This is a genomic window from Streptomyces sp. ASQP_92 (genome assembly GCF_025399895.1).
In the GTDB taxonomy this organism is placed as follows: domain Bacteria; phylum Actinomycetota; class Actinomycetes; order Streptomycetales; family Streptomycetaceae; genus Streptomyces.
In genome coordinates this window covers 14,500-31,609 of record NZ_JAODUA010000019.1, presented here as the reverse complement: position 1 = coordinate 31,609, position 17,110 = coordinate 14,500, and the positions used below count along the sequence as shown (strand labels likewise).

The window sequence follows — 17,110 nt, the reverse complement described above, 5'->3', positions numbered from 1 at the left end:
AACAGCTCAGCCGGAGGGCGTAGCCGAGCCCGTCGGTGAGGGAGAGGAGGAGGTCCCGCCCGTCGGGGTCTCCTCCTCGCACGTCACCCGGTACGCCACCGGAGCGGACGAGGCCTTCACCGGGCCGCGCACCTCGACATGGACCTCGTTGGAGCCGCTGTGCGACGGCGACTCGGTGTGCGCGACCTGGCGCGTCCTCGGCCCGCCCGAGGCGAAGGAGAGCGTCTTCCAGTCCGGGTCGCCGGAGCGGCCGTCCCGGGTAACCCAGCGGTACTCCACGTCCGCCGGCGCCCGCCCCACCGTGAACACGGCGACCATCGAGGGCGCCGACGCACTTGGCGCCGGGCAGCGCCCCTGGTAACTCCCGCGCACCACGTGCAGGTCGACCTCCACCGACTGCGCGGGCGGCGACGAGGGGGAGGGGCTCGGGGAGGCGCCGCTCGTGGACGGGGAAGGGGTGGGGGACGTGCCCCCGGGCGTGCCGGCGCTCGTCGCGGGCGGCGCGGAGGGCGAGAGGGAGGGTGCGCGCGAGGCACCGCTCGCGGAACCCCCGCCGTGGTCACGCCCGTTGTCCCGCACCAGTGCGTACACGAGGAAGCCCAGCACCAGCAGCAGCACCACGACCCCGGCCGACACCACCGCCCCGGTGTGTGGCCGGCGGCCGTCGTCCGCCCCGCCCGTCGCGGCGCCCCCGCCGACGGACCCGGCCGGGGGCCGCGGCAGCACGGACGTCGGCGCGATCACAGGCGGCCCGACCGCCACCGTCGTGGCCTCGTAGCGGCCCGGCGCCGGGCGCACCGTGCCGCCCGCCGCGACCAGCCGCAACTGGTGCTCCGCCTCCTCGGCGGGCGGCCGCTCGGCGGGGTCCTTGCGCAGCAGACCCTCGATCACCGGAGTCAGCGGACCCGCCCGGCGCGGCGGCGGCAGCGCGTCGTCGACCACCGCCCGCAGCGTGGACAGCGGGGTGTCCTGCCGGAACGGCGAGTGGCCCTCGACCGCGGCGTACAGGAGCACGCCGAGCGACCACAGGTCGGACGCGGGCCCCGGCGTGCGCCCCAACGCCCTTTCCGGCGCGAGGAATTCGGGCGAGCCGACGACCTCGCCGGTCAGGGTGAGCGTCTGGGTCCCCGCCACCGTCGCGATGCCGAAGTCGGTCAGGACCACCCGGCCGTCGTTGGCGAGCAGCACGTTCGCGGGTTTCACATCGCGGTGCAGTACCCCCGCGTCGTGTGCGGAGCGCAGCGCGGCGAGCACCTCGGCACCGATCCGCGCCGTGCGCTGCGGGCTCAACGGCCCCTCCGCGTCCAGGACGTCGGACAGGGCGAGCCCGCGCACCAGCTCCATGACGATCCACGGCCGGCCGTCCTCGGTGGCCACGTCGTACACCGTCACCACATTGCGGTGCGAGACCCGCGCCGCCGCCCACGCCTCCCGCTCCAGGCGCGCGTACAGCCGCGCCTCCTCGGCGGCGTCCAGCGCGGCGGGCGCGCGGACCTCCTTGACGGCGACCTCGCGCCCCAGGACCTCGTCCCGCGCGCGCCACACCACGCCCATGCCGCCCCGGCCCAGGGAGGAGAGGAGCCGGTAGCGCCCCGCGATCAAACGCTGCTCACTGCCCGGCACTTCGCTCACCGGCGGGCCCCCCTCCGTGACGGAGAAACCCTTTCAAGTTAGCTCAGGGCCGGGCCGTTGCCGCCCCCTTGAACGGCATTGCGCCTCACGTGCGAACACAGGCCGCGACGCTGCGTGATGGGCCGTCAGGGATGTGTCCAACTCGCCCTGGAATCAGTCGTATTCGGAGCGTAGTCGTCAACCTGGCCGCTGTGAGGTGAATCCCGCCGGCGGGATACACGAGTGTGATGTCGGGGCGATAGGGTTAACCTGCCCGGGCCCGGGTGCCCTCGTACGGGTGGGGAGTGACATGGAACAGATAACAGTGCGCAGCAGGGCGCGAGTGCCTGCCATCACCTGCGGGAGCAGCGCGACCAGCTCGCGGCTCGACCGCCATCTCTCGGTGCTCGGCGGCCCCGCCGTCCCGCATCGCGAGGCGGCCGAGGCCACGTTGCTGATGCGGGAGCTGACCTCGCGTGATGTTGCGCACACCCGCAGGAGCAAGAGCGCTCGCGTCTCGCTCTTCGCGCCGCTGCGGCGCCTGCGCCGCTCGCTCTTCGGCAGCCGCGGCTGAATCCACTCCCGACTCCACGCGTACCGCGCTCAGGCGATCACGCCGTCCCGGCGCAACTCTGCCACCTGCTCGTCCGTCATTCCCAGGGCCCGCAGCGTTGTGCCGGTGTGCTCGCCGAGCGCGGGCACCGCACCCATCCGCGCCTCCTGACTGCCGCCCAGATTGATGGGCGGCAGCAGCGCCCGCAGCTTTCCGACCGGTGACTCCACCTCCCGCCAGCGGTCCCGTGCCGCCAGTTGCGGATGAGCGGCGACGTCTTCGACCGTGTTCAGGCGGGCGCAGGCGATTCCCGCCGACTCCAGACGGCCGACCGCCTCGGCGGCCGTGAGTCCGGCCAGTGCCCGCGCCACCGCCTCGTCCGTGCCCGCCCGGTGCGCGACCCGTGCCGCGTTGGTCGCGAAGTCCGCGTCATCCGCCAACTCGGGCCGCTCCAGGACCAGTTCGGCCAGGCGCCGCCACTCCCGGTCGTTCTGCACCGAGAGCAACACCTGCCCGCCGTCCGCCGTGGCGTAGGCGTCGTACGGCGCGATCACGGCGTGCGCCACACCGGTGCGCGCCGGTTCCGTGCCCCCGTGCATCGCATGGTGCAGCGGATGCCCGAGCCACTCGGTGAGCGCCTCCAGCATCGAGATCTCGACCGGGCCGCCCCGGCCCGTGGTGCCGCGCCGGACCAGGGCCGCGAGCACGCCCGAGAAGGCGTACATGGCGGCCGCGATGTCGGCGGCCGGGATCCCCGCCTTGACGGGTTGTTCGGGCGTGCCGGTGACCGACACCAGGCCCGCCTCGCACTGCACCAGCATGTCGTAGGCCCGCTTGTGCGCGTACGGCCCCTCGGTCCCGTACCCCGATATGTCGACGGCGACCAGCCGCGGATGCGCCGCGCACAGCGACGCCGCGTCCAGGCCGAGCCGGGCCGCGGCGCCCTGCGCCAGGTTCTGTACGAACACATCGGCGTCCGCGATCAGTCGGTGCGCGAGGTCCAGGCCGCGCGGGTCCTTCAGGTCCAGGGCGACCGACTCCTTGCCCCGGTTGCACCACACGAAGTGCGAGGCGAGGCCGCGGGCGGCGGTGTCGTAGCCGCGGGCGAAGTCGCCGCCGTCGGGGCGCTCCACCTTGATGACACGGGCTCCCAGATCGGCGAGCTGACGGGTCGCGAACGGTGCGGCGACGGCCTGTTCGACGGCGACGACGGTGATGCCTTCGAGGGGCAGCGGCTGAGTGCTCATAGCCGTACCTATCGCGTGCGGGGTGTCCTTGTCACCTCGCGGCGCTGCTCAGCGGCCGTTTCGCGCGTACCGGCGCACGGCAAGCGGCACGAAGACGAGCAGCAGCAGCCCGCACCAGGCGAGCGAGCCCGCCACCGGGTGGGCCACGGGCCAGGCGGCGTCAGCGGCGGGCGTGGCGTTGCCGCAGAGGTCGCGGACGGCCGAGGCGACGGCGCTGATCGGGTTCCACTCGGCGATGGTGCGCAGCCAGCCGGGGAGCCGGTCGGTGGGGATGTACGCGTTCGACAGGAGCGGCAGGATGAAGGTCGCCGAGCCGAGCTGGCCCGCGGCCTCCTCGCTGCGGGTGAGCAGCCCGAGGAACGAGCCCGCCCAGGTCGTCGCGAGGCGGAGCAGCATCACGAGCCCGAAGGCACCGAGCGCGCCCGCGATCCCCCGCTCGATCCGCCAGCCCACCGCGAGCCCCACCAGAACCAGCGGAATCATGCCGAGCGCGGTGGTCAGCAGGTCGGCCGCGCTCTGGCCGACCGGCACCGCGGCCCGGCTCATCGGCAGGGTGCGCAGCCGGTCCATCACGCCGCGGTGCGAGTCCTGCGCGGCCTGGAACATCCCGGTCATCAGCCCGTTGGCCGCCGTCGCCACCACCAGGCCGGGCACCAGATAGGCGCGGTACTGCTCGCCCGGCACCGCGAGCGCGCTGCCGAAGACGTAGCCGAAGAACAGCAGCATCGTGATCGGCATGGTCTGGGTGAGGATCAGCACCCCCGGCGCGTGCTTGATGCGCTGGAGCTGGCGGCCGAGCAGGGCCGTGCTGTCGTAGGCGAGCGAACTCATGTCACAAGCTCCTTGCGGGAGTTGGCGGAGTCGGTGAGGCGCAGGAACACCTCGTCGAGGGTGGGCGGGCGCAGGCTCGCGTCGAGGATCGGGACCCCGGCCGTGTCCAGTTCGCGCACGATGCGGGGCAGGGTGAGCGTCGGGTCCATGGAGACGGCGCCCACGGTCAGACCGGCGGAGTCGAGGTGGGGGCGCGCGCCGGTCAGCTGGTCGAGGACCGCCGCCGCCCGGCTCAGCCCGGCCTCGCTCGCCACCACCACCTGGGCGTAGGCCCCGATCCGGGCCTTCAGTTCGGTGGGGGTGCCGGTCACGGCGGCCCGGCCCTCGTCGATCAGCACGATGTGGTCGGCGAGTTGGTCGGCCTCCTCCAGGTACTGGGTGGTGAGCAGCACCGTGGTGCCCTCGGCGGTCAGGGCGCGCACGGCGTCCCAGATCCGGTTGCGGCTGCCCGGGTCGAGCCCGGTGGTGGGCTCGTCGAGGAAGAGCACCCGGGGGCGGGTGAGCAGGCTCGCGGCGAGATCGAGGCGGCGCCGCATGCCGCCGGAGTACGTGCCCGCCGCCCGGTCGGCGGCGTCCGTCAGGCCGAACTGGTCGAGGAGTTCGGCGGCACGCTCGCGGCCCGCCGTGCCCCGCATCCCATGCAGCTTGGCGAACAGGTGGAGGTTCTGCCGGCCGGTGAGCTCGACGTCGACGGAGGTCGACTGGCCGGTCACCCCGATGTGCCGGCGCACCGCGTCCTGCTCGCGCACCACGTCGTGCCCGGCCACCCGGGCGGAGCCCGCGTCCGGCGCGAGCAGGGTCGTCAGCAGGCGGACCGCCGTCGTCTTGCCCGCGCCATTGGGCCCGAGCACCCCGCAGACGGTGCCTTCGGCGACGGCGAGATCGAGGCCCCGCAGCGCGCGCACCGCGCCGAAGCGCTTCTCCAGACCTTCACTAAGTACAGCGTACGTAGTTGTCATGCGGCTCACCATAGCGCACTACGTACGGTGTACGTAACTACGATGGGAGGCGAGGTGATGATCCATGGCAGGGCGACCTGCTGAACCAGAAGTGATCTGGGCGCGCCCCGAGCGCGCCGGACGGGGCCCCAGGCCCGCATTCAGCCGTGCCGACATCGCGGCCGCCGCCGTGCGCATCGCGGACGCGGACGGCCTCGACGCCGTATCCATGCGCCGCGTCGCGACCGAAATCGGCTGCGGGACGATGTCGCTCTACAACTACGTCCCGCGCAAGGAGGACCTGTACGAGCTGATGGTGGACGCGGTCAGCGCCGAGTACGAGCTGAGCGAGCCGACCGGCGACTGGCGGGCCGACATGCTCGGCCTCGCCCACCAGACCCGCGCCCTGATGCACCGCCATCCCTGGTTGCCGCGCCTGATGTCACCCGTGTACGGCTTCAGCCCCAACGCCCTGCGGTACCTGGAGCACTGCATGACCTGCCTGGACCCGCTCCAGACGCCGTACGGCACCAAGATGGAGCTGATCGCCTCGGTGAACGGCGTCGTCACCACCTATGTCGCCAACGAGATCGCCACCGCCGAGCGGACCCGCTCCCTGCCCTGGTCGCCGGAGCAGGAGCAGACCGTACGGATCGCCTACCTCTTCGGCCAGGTCGCCACCGGCCGCTATCCGCGCCTGGCCGCCGCCTTCGCCGAGGACTCGGGCCCCATCGACCTCGACGCGGTCTTCGACCGGGCCCTGACCAGGACACTCGACGCGTTCGGCGGCTAGCGGGGCGCGGGCGGCGGATTTCCGGCTCGGGCCAGGTCCGTGCAGGATGGGCCCCATGACCGAGATCCGCACCCCCCGCCTTCTGCTGCGCCGCTGGACCGACGACGACCTCGTCCCGATGGCGGACATCAACGCCGACCCGGAGGTCATGCGCTGGATCGGCGACGGCTCGGTCCGCGACCTGGAGCAGACCGCCGAGGACATCGAGAACTGGGAGGAGGAGTGGGACGAGGAGGGCTTCGGCCTGTTCGCCGTCGAACTGCTCGCCTCCGGTGAACTGATCGGCTTCGCCGGTCTGTCCGTGCCCGAGTTCCAGCCGGCCGGCGTGCCCGGCGTGCAGATCACCTGGCGCCTGGCCCGGCAGTTCTGGGGGCAGGGCTACGCCTCCGAAGCCGCCCACGCCACCTTGGAGTTCGCCCTCCAGGACCGGGGACTGGACGGCGTCATCAGCATCACCCATCTGAGCAACACCGCCTCCGAGAACGTCTCGCGCAAGCTCGGTATGGACCTCGTCAGCGAGATGCGGCACCCGGTGCACAAGACCCCGCAGCACATCCACACCATCGACCTGACCGAGTACGCGGGCTGACCGCGCCCGGTCCGCTCACACCAGGGCGAACTGGCCGCCCGGCCCCTCCTCGCGATGGTCGAACACCGAGGCCGGGCGGCGCGCCCCGGACGGCACGGGCAGCACTCCGGCGGCCGTGAGCCGCGCGCGGCCCAGCACCGGCCCGACGGTCAACTCGGCCTGGAGCGGCCGCAGTTCGGCGAGCAGCGCCAGTACGGTGATCAGTTCGAGCAGGTCGGACGTCCACTCCTGGGGCCACCGGGCCGGGCCGACCGCGGCCAGCGTGTCCGGCTCGGCGGGCTCGGTGCGCCGCCGGAACCACAGCTCCAGCATCCGCTCTCCGCCGACCTGGAACTCCCAGGCCTCGGGCGGCACCGGTGAGACGCGACCGCCCTCGCCCACGTGCAGCGTCTCCTCCCCGGCGTCGTAGCGCAGCTCCGTGGGGCGGGCCGGGATCGCCGCCCGGACATACGGGCGCCGCCCGCCCGGGAGGCGGGGCTTGTCGCCATCGCGTGCGCCGCGCGTCATCAGCGCGGTCATCCGCCGCCCCGACTCCACGCCCGCGAACCACAGTTGGGGGTCCTCGGGCAGCGGCACCTCGCACCCGGCGGCGCTCGGCCGGGCGGCCGCCACGGCCCAGGCGAGCACGTCGTGCGCGGTGACCTCGCTCCCGTAGGCGGTGGTGAGGAAGGGGAGCAGGCCCGGCGCGAGGTTGGGTTCCAGGCCCCCCGGGCGGCGGTGGAGCGGACGGATACGGCCGGGGCGCCCGGCGGGACAGTGGCCGTCGGGCAGCAGGGCGGAGACCGTCAGCGCGGGACCGCCGGCCCTGGCCCCCGGGCCCTGCTCCAGGGCGAAGAGCTGCTGGGCGTCGGCCACCCGCCACAGCTCCGGCCGGGCCGCGTCGATCAAACGCTGGTCCGGTATCAGCCACTGCGCGTCGAAGGGGCCGTGCTGGACGCGCACCGGATCCGGGCAGGCGCCCCGCTCCTGGGCGAGGGGGCCGGTGCCGGTGGCCTGCCCGGGCAGCGCGGCGACCGCGGAGTGGAGCGTGCGGGAGCGGGTCGGGCCGAACAGGCGCTCCCGCTCGGCCGGTTCGGAGCGCAGGAGCAGATCCCAGCGGGACCGCAGGGTCCGCTCGTCCGGCGCCCTCACCCAGTCGCGCCCCAGCCGCAGCGGGGCCACCGACCAGGGCATCAGGTCGTCGAGGAGAGGCACGTCATCGCTCACAGCCAGCATGCTAGGGGGTGCCCGGCGGGTCGTGGCCGGGGTCGCGACGTCCGGCCCGGCTCGCGCGGTGAGCCCCTCGGCGCGCACCTGTCAGCGGGCCTCGACCGTGACCGAGAACGAGAAGCGGTCGCCCCGGTAGTGGATGCGGGCGACGTCGACGACCCGGCCGTCCTTGTCGTAGGTGACTCCGGTGTAGTGCAGGATCGGGGAGAGCAGCGGGACCTGGAGCAGCTCGGCGGTGACCGGATCGGCGAGCCGGGCCTCCACGGTGTCCGTGATGCGTGCGATGTCCACCCCGACCGCGTCCCGCAGCACCTTGGTCATCGGCCAGCGGCCCAGATCGGCGAGGTCGATCGCGGCGGCCACCTCCGGACGCACCGCGTTGTACGCCCAGTTGGTGGGCTCCCCGCTCTCCTCCTCGCAGCGCAGCCGCCGATAGGCCACGATCTCGGGGCAGCCCGGGAAGTACTCGGCGAGGTCGCCGGGCACCGGCTCCGGGCCGTGGTCCAGGATCGTGGTGCGCTCGCCCGACTGCTGGGCCACGATCGCGTCGATCGAGCCCAGCAGCCGGACCGGGGACGCGCGCCGGGCGGCCGGCTCGATGAACGTGCCGCGCCGCCGGTGCCGGCTGATCAGACCCTCCTCCTCCAGCTCCTTGAGTGCCTGACGCATCGTCAGAACGCTCACCCCGTAGTGCGCCGCCAGCTGCTCCTCGGTGGGCAGCCGCAGTGAGGCGTCGGGGGTGCGGCCCAGTATCGAGGCGCGCAGCGACTGGGAGACCTGGTACCAGAGCGGCAGCTTCCGGTTCAGGAGCAGGGAGTCGGGTGCGAAGGAGGAGGAGGTCACAGGCATTCCGTATCAGGTGGTGCTCAGGAGCGGAAGTGGCGCTGGAGACCCTGCCACACGTCGTCGTAGCCGCGCTGGCGATGGCCGGCCGTCGCCGCCTGCTCGGTGGCGGTGACCGGCCAGCGCGTCTCGAACATGAAGGCCAGGCCGTCGTCGATCTTCTGCGGCTTCAGCTCGGCGGCGCTCGCCCGGTCGAAGGTCTCCCGGTCGGGGCCGTGCGCCGACATCATGTTGTGCAGCGAACCGCCGCCGGGCACGAATCCTTCCGCTTTGGCGTCGTAGGCGCCCTCGATCAGGCCCATGTATTCGCTCATCACGTTGCGGTGGAAGTACGGCGGCCGGAAGGTGTCCTCGCCGACCAGCCAGCGCGGCGCGAACACCACGAAGTCGACGCCGGCCAGGCCTGGGGTGTCGGACGGCGAGGTGAGCACCGTGAAGATCGACGGGTCGGGGTGGTCGTAGCTGATGCTGCCGATCACGTTGAAGGTGCGCAGGTCGTATACGTACGGGGTGTGGGTGCCGTGCCAGGCGACGACGTCGAGCGGCGAGTGGTCGTACGTGGCGGTCCACAGGTTGCCGCAGAACTTGTTGACCACCTCGACCGGCCCCTCGACGTCCTCGTACGCGGCCAGCGGCGCCCGGAAGTCCCGTGCGTTGGCGAGGCCGTTGGCGCCGATCGGGCCGAGCTCCGGCAGCTCGAAGGGGTGGCCGTAGTTCTCGCAGACGTATCCGCGGGCGCTCTCGTCGAGCAGCTCGACCCGGAAGCGCACGCCGCGCGGGATCAGGGCGACCTCACCCGGGCGGGCGGCGAGCAGCCCGAGCTCGGTGCGGAGGAGCAGTCCGCCGTGCTCGGGGACGATCAGGAGCTCGCCGTCGGCGTCGCTGAACACCCGTGCGTCCATGGATGAGTTGGCGTGGTAGAGGTGCACGGCCATCCCGGTGCGCTGGGTCGCGTCACCGTTGCCGCCGAGCGTCCACAGGCCGGCCAGCCAGTCGGTGCCCGCCGGGGGCTCGGGCAGCGGGTTCCAGCGCAGCCGGTTGGGGTCGGGCACGGACTCGGTGAAGGGCGCCGTACGGATCCGGCCGTTGTCGGTCCGGGTGAACGGCGGGTGGGCGGCCGATGGCCGGATTCGATACAGCCAGGAGCGGCGGTTGCTCGCGCGGGGCTCGGTGAAGGCGGAGCCGCTGAGCTGTTCCGCGTACAGGCCGAGCGGGGCGCGCTGCGGCGCGTTGCGGCCGTGCGGCAGAGCGCCGGGGACCGCCTCCGAGCTGTGCTCATTGCCGAATCCCCGGGAGTAACCGAGGCCCTCCGCGATCTTTCCCGCCTGCTCGCCGCTGGGTGTCGTCATCGTGCGCTCTCCTGCTCCCGTGCCGGAATCCTATGCTCAACCGTAGGATTACGATGCGGTCGCGTCAACGGGAAAACCGGCCGCTCGGGGGATGATGGGCGGGTGCCTCCTGCTCCTGATCTTCACGCCAACCTCCGCCGGGCGCCCGTGCAGCGCCGCAGCGCCGAGCGGCTGTCCCGGATACTCGACGCCTGTGCCGAACTCCTCGACGAGACCGGTTACGAAGACCTGTCCACCCGGGCCGTGGCCCAGCGCGCGGGTGTGCCGATCGGCTCGGTCTACCGCTTCTTCGGCAACAAGCGCGCGATGGCCGAGGCGCTCGCCGCCCGCAACCTCGACCGCTACGCCGGCATGATCAACGCCCGCCTCGCGACCATCGAGGCGGCCGACTGGCGGGGCGCGGTCGACGCGGTCCTGGACGAGTACCTGGTGCTGAAGCAGACGGTTCCCGGGTTCAACCTGGTCGACTTCGGCGGGCCCCAGCCGGTGTCCGACCCCGACGCGGACGCCAACCACCTTCTGGCCGCCCGCCTCGCCGAACTCCTGCCCGCCCAGTTCGGCCGCACCCTGGACGCGGAGCTGCGCCGGGTCATCCTGGTCGCCGTCGAGGCGGCCGACGCCACCCTGCGCCTCGCCTTCCGCACGGATCCCCAGGGCGACCCGGGCATCGTCGCCGAGACCCGGCAGCTGCTGCACGCCTACCTCGCCCGCACCCTGGACTGACCCCGGCCGGGACCTCCCGCGCATGCCTACCGGTCGGTATGCTCCAAGGGCCCGCGCGCCGTCGCCCTGGGAGGACGAATGTCCCGCACCGCCCTGCGTATCTGCCCGCTCTGCGAAGCCACCTGCGGGCTGAGCCTCACCATCGAGGGCACCCGGGTGACCGGCGCCCGGGGGGACGCGGACGACGTGTTCAGCCAGGGGTTCATCTGCCCCAAGGGCGCCTCCTTCGGGGAGCTGGACGCCGACCCCGACCGCCTGACCGGGCCGCTGGTGCGCCGCGACGGGGTGCTGCGCGAGGCCGGCTGGGCCGAGGCCTTCGACCTGATCGCGGCCCGGATACGCCCGATCGTCGACCAGCACGGGGCGAACGCGGTCGGGGTGGTCCTCGGCAACCCCAACGTCCACACCATGGCCGGCGCCCTCTACCCGCCGGCGCTGCTCCAGACGCTGCGCACCCGCAACCTCTTCACCGCGAGCACCCTGGACCAGATGCCCAAGCACGTCTCCAGCGGGCTCCTGTTCGGCGACCCGTTCGCCATCCCCGTGCCCGACCTCGACCGCACCAGCCATCTGCTGCTGCTCGGCGCCAACCCGCTGGAGTCCAACGGCAGCCTGTGCACCGCCCCCGACTTCCCCGGAAAGCTGCGCGCCCTGCGCCGGCGCGGCGGCACCCTCACCGTCGTCGACCCGCGCCGCACCCGCACCGCGAAACTCGCCGACCGGCACATCGCGATCCGGCCCGGCACCGACGCGCTGCTCCTCGCCTCGATCGCCCAGGTCCTCTTCGAGGAGAAGCTCACCGCCCCGGGCGGGACCGAGCCGCACATCGAGGGCCTGGCCGAAGTGGCGGACGCGGTAAGGGAGTTCACACCCGAGGCGGTCGGGCCCCGGTGCGACATGGAGCCGGAGACCATCCGCGCGATCGCCCGCGAACTCGCCGCCGCCCCGTCCGCCGCGGTGTACGGCCGGATCGGCAGCAGCACCGTCGAGCACGGCACCCTGGCCAACTGGCTCATCGACGTACTGAACATCCTCACCGGCAACCTCGACCGGCCGGGCGGCGCGCTGTTCCCGCTCTCGGCCACCGACCGGACGCCGAGGCCGGCCGGACCCGGCAAGGGCTTCGCGCTCGGGCGCTGGCACAGCCGGGTCGCCGGACACCCCGAGGTGAAGTCCGAACTGCCGCTCGCCGCCCTCGCCGAGGAGATCGAGACACCGGGCGAGGGGCGGATCCGGGCGCTCATCACCAGCGCGGCCAACCCCGTCCTCTCCGCGCCCGACGGGGACCGGCTCGACCGGGCGCTGGCCGGGCTCGACTTCATGGTCAGCGTCGACCCGTACCTCAACGAGACCTCGCTGCACGCCGATGTCGTGCTGCCCCCGCCGCCGCCCTCGCAGAGCGCCCACTTCGACTTCGCCTTCAACGGCTTCGCCGTCCGCGACCAGGTCCGCTACACCCGGCCCGCCGTGCCGCTCGCCGAAGGGCGCATGGACGAGTGCGAGATCCACGCCCGGCTCGTGCTCGCGGCCGGCGGCCTGCACGGCGCCGCCCCCGACACCGTGGACGCGATGGTCGTCGAGCGCACCCTTGCCCAAGCCGTCGCCGATCCGCACTCACCCGTGCACGGCCGGGACGCGGCGGCCCTCGCCGCCGAACTCACCGGCACCAGCGGCCCCGAGCGTCGCCTGGACCTGATGCTCCGGCTCGGCCCCTACGGCGACGGCTTCGGCGCCGACCCGGACGGCCTCACCCTGGAGCGCGTGCTCGCCCACCCCCACGGCATCGACCTCGGGCCGCTCAAGCCCCGCCTCGCGCAGGTGCTCAGGACCCGCAGCGGCCGCATCGAACTGTTCCCCGCGCCCATCGCCGCCGACCTGCCCCGACTGCGCGCCGCCCTCCACGAACCGGCCGCCCCGCTGGTCCTGGTCGGCCGGCGCCATCTGCGCTCCAACAACAGCTGGCTGCACAACATCCCCGCCCTGAGCGGCGGTTCCAACCGGTGCACCCTCCAGATCCACCCCGAGGACGCGGCCCGGCTCGGTCTCGTCGACGGCGCCGACGTCAAGATCACGGCGGACGGGGGAGCGGTCGCGGCGCCGGTGGAGATCACCGACAGCGTGCGCCGGGGCGTGGTCAGCCTGCCGCACGGCTGGGGCCACAGCAGGCCCGGCAGCAGGCTGACGGTCGCGGCCGAACGGCCCGGCGTCAATGTCAACCAGCTCCTCGACGGGTCGCGGCTCGACCCGCTGTCGGGGACCGCCGTGCTCAACGGTTTCCCCGTCGAGCTCACCCCCCTGCCGTGACCTGGACTTTTGCTCGTATTGCTCAGCTGTCAACGTCTTGTTAAGGATCGAAACGCCGACCTAACGTCATCCGCACCGCCAGCCCCTGGCGGGAGTTCAAGGGTGAACGTTAGGTGTCCTCCATGCTGACCATCCTCGGCTTCGGCATGATCGCGACCTTCCTGGTCCTGATCATGCTGAAGAAGATGTCGCCGATCGCGGCGCTGGTTCTGATCCCCGCTCTCTTCTGCGTCTTCGTCGGCAAGGGAGCCCACCTCGGCGACTACGTCATCAAGGGCGTGGGCTCGCTCGCGCCGACCGCCGCGATGCTCATGTTCGCGATCATCTACTTCGGCGTGATGATCGACGTGGGCCTCTTCGACCCGGTCGTGCGGGGCATCCTGCGCTTCTGCAAGGCCGACCCGATGCGGGTGGTCGTCGGCACGGCGCTGCTCGCCGCGATCGTCTCACTCGACGGCGACGGCTCCACCACCTTCATGATCACCGTGTCCGCGATGTACCCCCTGTACAAGCGGCTCGGCATGAGCCTCGTGGTGATGACCGGTGTCGCCGCGATGGCCAACGGCGTGATGAACACGCTGCCTTGGGGCGGCCCTACCGCCCGCGCCGCCACCGCGCTCAAGCTGGACGCCTCCGACATCTTCGTGCCGATGATCCCCGCCCTCGCGGTCGGCCTGGTCGCCGTGCTCGTCCTCTCGTACGTCCTGGGGATGCGCGAGCGCGGGCGGGTGGGCCACCTCTCCATCGAGGAGGTGCTGGAGCCGAGGACCGAGACCGTGCTCGTGGGGGCCGGCGGGTCCCACGAGACCCCCCACCACCCGGCCGGCGACGCCGGCGGCGGCCCCGCCGACGGCGAGGACTTCCAGGGGCTCGACTCCGCCCGCGAGACCCTGCGCCCCAAGCTGTACTGGTTCAACGCCCTGCTCACCGTCGCCCTGCTCACCTCCATGATCATGGAGTGGCTGCCGATCCCGGTCCTCTTCCTCATCGGCGCGGCCCTCGCCCTGACCGTCAACTTCCCGCACATCCCGGACCAGAAGGCCCGCATCGCCGCCCACGCCGACAACGTCGTCAACGTCTCCGGCATGGTGTTCGCGGCGGCCGTCTTCACGGGTGTCCTCAACGGCACGGGCATGGTCAAGCACATGGCGGACTGGCTGGTGGGGGTGGTACCGGACAGCATGGGCTCGCAGATGGGCCTGGTCACCGGGGTGCTCAGCCTGCCCCTCACGTACTTCATGTCGAACGACGGCTTCTACTTCGGTGTGGTGCCGGTGCTCGCCGAGGCCGGCGCCGCCCACGGGGTGTCCTCGCTGGAGATCGCCCGCGCCTCGCTGGCCGGCCAGGCCCTGCACATGTCCAGCCCGCTGGTCCCCGCGGTGTACGTGCTGGTCGGCATGGCCAAGGTGGAGTTCGGCGACCACACCCGGTTCACGGTGAAATGGGCGGCCCTGACGTCGCTGGTGGTGTTGGGGGCGGGGATTCTTTTCGGCATCATCTGAGCCGGTTCCGCCGGTCACCCCTGGCGCCAAAAAACTAACGGCGCTAGTTTGATCGGCGGACGACGCCTGCTCCGCTCGGGAGGAATGTGATGAAGGCCCACGACGGCATGTACATCGACGGTGAATGGCGGGCCGCCGCGGGCCGCGACACCATCGCGGTGCTCAACCCGGTGGACGAGCAGGTCATCGACCACGTCCCGGCCGGTACGGCGGAGGACGTCGACGCCGCCGTGCGCGCGGCCCGCGCCGCGCTGCCGGCCTGGGCCGCGACCCCGCCCGCCGAGCGCGCGGCCAAGCTCGCCGCGCTGCGGGACGGGCTCCTGGCCCGCAAGGACGAGATAGCCGCGACCATCAGCGCCGAACTGGGCGCCCCGCTCCCGTTCGCGCAGAACGTACAGACCGGGCTGCCGATCGCGGTCGCCGGTTCCTACGCCGACCTGGCCGCCTCCTATGCCTTCGAGGAGAGGATCGGGAACTCCACCGTCCATCTGGAGCCGGTCGGCGTCGTCGGCGCGATCACGCCCTGGAACTATCCGCTGCACCAGATCGTCAACAAGGTGGCGCCCGCCCTTGCCGCAGGCTGCACGATCGTCCTCAAGCCCGCCGAGGACACGCCCCTGACCGCGCAGCTCTTCGCCGAGGCGGTGCACGAAGCCGGCCTGCCCGCCGGAGTGTTCAACCTCGTCACCGGTCTCGGCCCGGTCGCGGGCCAGGCGCTCGCCGAGCACGACGGGGTCGATCTGGTCTCCTTCACCGGCTCGACCGCCGTCGGCCGGCAGATCGGCGCCACGGCCGGGGCCGCCGTCAAGCGGGTCGCCCTGGAACTCGGCGGAAAGTCCGCCAATGTCATCCTGCCCTCCGCCGATCTGGCCAAGGCCGTGAACGTGGGCGTCGCCAATGTGATGGGCAACTCGGGCCAGACGTGCAGCGCCTGGACGCGGATGCTGGTCCACGCCGACCACTACGACGAGGCCGTCGAACTCGCCGCGGCCGCCGCCGCCAAGTACACCGTCGGCGACCGGGTCGGCCCCCTGGTCAACGCCAAGCAGCTGGCGCGGGTGCGCGGGTACATCGAGAAGGGCGTCGAGGAGGGCGCGCGCATCGTCGCGGGCGGCCCCGAGGCGCCCCTGGAGCAGGGCTACTACGTCTCGCCCACCGTCTTCGCCGACGTCACCCCCGAGATGACCATCGCCCAGGAGGAGATCTTCGGCCCGGTCGTCTCGATCCTCAAGTACGAGGACGAGGAGGACGCCCTGCGGATCGCCAACGGCACCGTGTACGGCCTCGCGGGCGCCGTATGGGCGGGCGACGAGGCGGAGGCGGTGGCCTTCGCGCGCCGCATGGACACCGGCCAGGTCGACATCAACGGTGGACGCTTCAACCCCCTTGCCCCGTTCGGCGGTTACAAGCAGTCGGGGGTGGGCCGCGAACTCGGCGTCCACGGTCTGACCGAGTACCTCCAGACCAAGTCGCTCCAGTTCTGAGCCCCCTTCGCCCCCGTCCGCCTCTTTCCGCCGTTCAGGAGTCACGCACACCATGGTTCGCGCCGCCGTACTGCCCGCCGTCGGCTCTCCGCTGGAGATCACCGACATCGACCTGCCCGCGCCGGGCCCCGGCCAGGTGCGGGTCCGCCTGGCCGCCGCCGGGGTCTGCCACTCCGACCTCTCGCTCACCAACGGCACCATGCGGGTCCCCGTCCCCGCCGTCCTCGGGCACGAGGGCGCGGGCACCGTGGTCGCCGTCGGTGAGGGCGTCACCTCGGTCGCCCCGGGGGCCGAGGTCGTCCTCAACTGGGCGCCGTCCTGCGGCAGTTGCCACCCCTGCTCGCTCGGCGAGGTATGGCTCTGCGTCAACGCACTCAACGGCGCGGCCTCCGTGTACGCCCGCACGGCGGACGGCGCCGAGCTGCACCCGGGCCTGAACGTGGCCGCGTTCGCCGAGGAGACCGTCGTCGCCGAGAACTGCCTGATCCCGCTGCCCGAGGGAATCCCGCTCACCGAGGCAGCGCTGCTCGGCTGCGCGGTCCTCACCGGGTACGGGGCGATCCACCACTCGGCCGAGGTGCGCCCGGAGGAGACCGTCGCGGTGTTCGGCGCGGGGGGAGTGGGCCTCGCCACCCTCCAGGCCGCCCGGATCGCGGGCGCCGGGCAGATCATCGCCGTCGACGTCTCGCCGGAGAAGGAGGAGCTGGCCCGCCGGGCCGGCGCGACCGACTTCGTCGTCGCCTCCGAGACCACGGCCAAGGACATCCGCAGGCTCACCGGCGGCCACGGCACCGATGTGGCCGTCGAGTGCGTGGGCCGCGCCGTCACCATCCGCACCGCCTGGGAGTCGACCCGGCGCGGCGGGCGCACCACCGTCGTCGGCATCGGCGGCAAGGACCAGCAGGTCACCTTCAACGCCCTGGAGATCTTCCACTGGGGCCGCACCCTCGCGGGCTGTGTGTACGGCAACTGCGACCCCGCGGCCGACCTGCCGGTCCTGGCCGGACACATCCGCTCCGGCCGCCTGGACCTCAGCTCGATGGTGTCCGAGCGGATCGCTCTCGACGGCATCCCGGCCGCCTTCGACAACATGCTCGCGGGCAAGGGCGGCCGGGCGCTGGTGGTGTTCTAGAC

The 17,110-nt window shown here is 72.6% G+C and carries 15 protein-coding genes; 8 read left to right on the top strand and 7 right to left on the bottom strand.

The features are described from left to right. Positions 1–6: 6 nt before the first annotated feature. Positions 7–1,632 (bottom strand): serine/threonine-protein kinase, encoded by a 1,626-nt coding sequence (locus N4G70_RS30230; RefSeq protein WP_399037382.1) that lies wholly within the window; start codon positions 1,630–1,632, stop codon positions 7–9. A 289-nt stretch (positions 1,633–1,921) separates the two neighbouring features. Between N4G70_RS30230 and N4G70_RS30225 the strand changes: the two genes are divergently transcribed. Continuing rightward, a complete protein-coding gene (locus N4G70_RS30225; protein WP_120724805.1) occupies positions 1,922–2,185 on the top strand; it encodes a hypothetical protein in 264 nt (87 codons plus the stop codon). 29 nt (positions 2,186–2,214) lie between these two features. Here N4G70_RS30225 and N4G70_RS30220 read toward each other — a convergent pair whose 3' ends face one another. Genes N4G70_RS30220 through N4G70_RS30210 form a run of 3 tightly spaced genes read right to left on the bottom strand, consistent with a single transcriptional unit; the run spans position 2,215 to position 5,201 of the window. Further along, on the bottom strand, positions 2,215–3,411 hold the full coding sequence (locus N4G70_RS30220) for a CaiB/BaiF CoA-transferase family protein (protein ID WP_261715942.1): 1,197 nt from the start codon (positions 3,409–3,411) through the stop codon (positions 2,215–2,217). Between the two features lie 48 nt (positions 3,412–3,459). Further along, the gene (locus N4G70_RS30215) at positions 3,460–4,242 is read right to left on the bottom strand and encodes an ABC transporter permease (RefSeq protein WP_261715941.1); all 783 of its coding nucleotides are present in this window, start codon (positions 4,240–4,242) and stop codon (positions 3,460–3,462) included. Further along, positions 4,239–5,201, bottom strand: coding sequence for an ATP-binding cassette domain-containing protein (locus N4G70_RS30210; protein WP_261715940.1), 963 nt, complete (start codon positions 5,199–5,201; stop codon positions 4,239–4,241). The genes N4G70_RS30215 and N4G70_RS30210 overlap by 4 nt, the downstream gene beginning before the upstream one ends. Before the next feature lie 64 nt (positions 5,202–5,265). On the opposite strand from N4G70_RS30210, the gene N4G70_RS30205 reads away from it, so the two are divergent. Both N4G70_RS30205 and N4G70_RS30200 read left to right on the top strand, forming a co-directional pair. Beyond that, positions 5,266–5,973 (top strand): TetR/AcrR family transcriptional regulator, encoded by a 708-nt coding sequence (locus N4G70_RS30205; RefSeq protein ID WP_261715939.1) that lies wholly within the window; start codon positions 5,266–5,268, stop codon positions 5,971–5,973. Positions 5,974–6,028: 55 nt separating this feature from the next. Next, on the top strand, positions 6,029–6,562 hold the full coding sequence (locus N4G70_RS30200) for a GNAT family N-acetyltransferase (RefSeq protein ID WP_261715938.1): 534 nt from the start codon (positions 6,029–6,031) through the stop codon (positions 6,560–6,562). 15 nt (positions 6,563–6,577) lie between these two features. On the opposite strand, the gene N4G70_RS30195 is transcribed toward N4G70_RS30200, so the two are convergent. The 3 genes from N4G70_RS30195 to hmgA form a co-directional block, all read right to left on the bottom strand. Beyond that, positions 6,578–7,777 carry a type ISP restriction/modification enzyme gene (locus N4G70_RS30195; protein WP_261715937.1) on the bottom strand — a complete coding sequence of 400 codons (1,200 nt, stop codon included), beginning with the start codon at positions 7,775–7,777 and terminating at the stop codon, positions 6,578–6,580. A gap of 81 nt (positions 7,778–7,858) precedes the next feature. Then, positions 7,859–8,620: a GntR family transcriptional regulator gene (locus N4G70_RS30190; RefSeq protein ID WP_388724612.1), complete on the bottom strand. Its 762-nt coding sequence runs from the start codon at positions 8,618–8,620 to the stop codon at positions 7,859–7,861. Positions 8,621–8,637: 17 nt separating this feature from the next. Then, positions 8,638–9,963, bottom strand: coding sequence for a homogentisate 1,2-dioxygenase (gene hmgA, locus N4G70_RS30185; RefSeq protein ID WP_261715935.1), 1,326 nt, complete (start codon positions 9,961–9,963; stop codon positions 8,638–8,640). A gap of 102 nt (positions 9,964–10,065) precedes the next feature. Between hmgA and N4G70_RS30180 the strand changes: the two genes are divergently transcribed. The 5 genes from N4G70_RS30180 (at position 10,066) to N4G70_RS30160 (ending at position 17,108) form a co-directional block, all read left to right on the top strand. After that, complete coding sequence (locus N4G70_RS30180; protein ID WP_261715934.1) at positions 10,066–10,686, top strand: TetR/AcrR family transcriptional regulator; 621 nt, start codon at positions 10,066–10,068, stop codon at positions 10,684–10,686. A gap of 78 nt (positions 10,687–10,764) precedes the next feature. Next, entirely contained in the window at positions 10,765–12,990 is a 2,226-nt protein-coding gene (locus N4G70_RS30175) for a molybdopterin oxidoreductase family protein (RefSeq protein WP_261715933.1), read from the top strand. 122 nt (positions 12,991–13,112) lie between these two features. After that, on the top strand, positions 13,113–14,492 hold the full coding sequence (locus tag N4G70_RS30170) for a CitMHS family transporter (RefSeq protein WP_261715932.1): 1,380 nt from the start codon (positions 13,113–13,115) through the stop codon (positions 14,490–14,492). 89 nt (positions 14,493–14,581) lie between these two features. Further along, positions 14,582–15,976 (top strand): aldehyde dehydrogenase family protein, encoded by a 1,395-nt coding sequence (locus N4G70_RS30165; protein ID WP_261715931.1) that lies wholly within the window; start codon positions 14,582–14,584, stop codon positions 15,974–15,976. 52 nt (positions 15,977–16,028) lie between these two features. After that, complete coding sequence (locus N4G70_RS30160) at positions 16,029–17,108, top strand: Zn-dependent alcohol dehydrogenase (RefSeq protein WP_261715930.1); 1,080 nt, start codon at positions 16,029–16,031, stop codon at positions 17,106–17,108. The last annotated feature ends 2 nt before the right edge of the window (positions 17,109–17,110 follow it).